The organism is Mesorhizobium sp. M7A.F.Ca.US.002.01.1.1 (genome assembly GCF_004022955.1).
In the GTDB taxonomy this organism is placed as follows: Bacteria; Pseudomonadota; Alphaproteobacteria; order Rhizobiales; family Rhizobiaceae; genus Mesorhizobium; species Mesorhizobium ciceri.
Window position 1 is genome coordinate 1 of record NZ_RZQE01000785.1, and the last position, 1,767, is coordinate 1,767.

2 protein-coding genes are annotated in these 1,767 nt (G+C 63.6%); one reads left to right on the plus strand and one right to left on the minus strand.

Features of this window, described 5'->3' with window-relative positions:
• The coding region (locus EN932_RS35400) for a sugar phosphate nucleotidyltransferase (protein WP_245483391.1) at nucleotides 1-429 on the plus strand (429 nt) is incomplete at its 5' end.
• Between the two features lie 40 nt (nucleotides 430-469).
• Here the strand turns inward: EN932_RS35400 and EN932_RS35405 are convergent.
• Nucleotides 470-1,767: outer membrane beta-barrel protein (locus tag EN932_RS35405; RefSeq protein WP_128369487.1), on the minus strand; the 1,298-nt coding region annotated here is incomplete at its 5' end.

Below are 1,767 nucleotides of genomic sequence, written 5' to 3' on the forward strand. Positions count from 1 at the left end.
GTGCAGGAATGCGATCCCGCCGAAACCCACAAATACGGCATCGTCGGCCGCGGCGAGGACACGCATCACGGCTTCCGTATCACCGAGATGGTGGAAAAGCCGAAGGCCGGCACCGCGCCGTCCAACCTCTACATCAACGGCCGCTACATCCTGCAGCCGGAGATCTTCAAGATCCTAGAAGGTCAGGAAAAAGGCGCCGGCAACGAGATCCAGCTCACCGACGCCATGCTGAAGCTGGAAAAGCAGCAGCCTTTCTACGGCTACCACTATCGAGGCCGCACGTTCGACTGCGGATCGCCGGAGGGTTTTGTCGAGGCCAATGTTGCCTTCGCGCTGTGGCGCAGCGACATGAACGAGAACATGGCGGGCGTCATCCGCACGCTTCTCGACGAGCTGAAGCCGTTAGAGCGCCGTGGCGCTGCGTTTTAAAACATCCTAGCGAGCGGCCGGATGTCGTTGGTGCGGCCGTTCAGCGCTGCACCTTGACGCCGAGGAAGATGCTGTTGGCGGTGTAGTCCCGGCCCGGCAGGTTGCTGGTCAGTTTCTCGGTCCTCACTCTTGTGGTCAGGCCGGCGTAGCGGTTCAGCCACCAGGTCAGGCCGGCCTCGGCGCTCAACACCCTGTCATGGCCGTCGATGCCGATGTAATCACGCCAGTCGAGACCCAGAGCCGCGTTGGCGGTGAGGTTGGCGCGAATCTGGCGTTCGCCGGTCAGGCGACCGGAATAGAGGATGTCGCCGCTCTCGCCCGATGTGGTCGTGGGCTCGACGGTGGTCCGCCCGGTCAGGCCGATTATGGTGCCGCGCTCGGGTGACCATTTGAGGTCGGCGTTGACGGTGGCACCCGATATCGCATCAAGGTTTTTGTCGTCGATCGCTTCCCTGAGCCAGCCGGCCGAGAATTCGCCCGACAGCTTCTCACCCATGTCGAGTGCAAGGCCGGCGCGGGCGCCGAGTCGCGTCGACGAGCGCTCGAAGCCTTCATTGTCGATGCGTTGATCATAGGTCCGGCGGCCGACCTCGATTTCGGTGAAGGGGGTCAGGGCAGGGGAGATCTCGTAGCCGGTGCGCAACGTCGCCGTGTAGAGCGTCGAGTCCTGATCCTTCTGCGATAGCGAGGTGCCGTCCGAGAGCTTGGCGTCGCCGTAGAAGTCGTGCGAGACCGCGCCGGTCAACGTGTACTGCATCTTGCCGAGATGCTTTTCGACGGCCAGGCTGCCATCGATGGTCTGCCGCAGCGGCTGCTTGCTGACGCCGGCAATGGCATCAGGCGATGATGCCGATTCCGGCACGGCCTCGTAGCCGAGCTTGGCGATGGCGCGCAATTCATTGTCGAGATCGACATTGAGCTGGCCTTCGATGCGGCCTTGCTCGTCGTGAACCGGGTAACCCGAGACGGTCTCACGAAAAAGGCCATAGCCGTCGATCGTAGCGGAGTTCTCGCGCCAGTCGGAGGCGGCGGAAAAGCGCAGCGCGGTCTCGGACAGCAGCGCCGACTTGCCTGCACTGCTCGAATCGCCGTTCGAGGTGGCGGTCAGGCCCTGTTCGATCGTCGGCCGGATGACGAAGGAGCCCCATTTGACGCCGGTGGCGGCAAACGGATCATCCTCCAGCTTCTTCTTCTGGCCTTCGATGGCGTCCGTACGCTCCGCTCCTGGGTCGAGCTTCTGCCTGTCGGCGCTGTCGATGGTGAGTGCGCGGCGGTTGGCCGTGTCCGCATCGGTCTCTGCAGCATCGGTGGCGTCCGGCGTGGAGGCGGTCGTGGAAG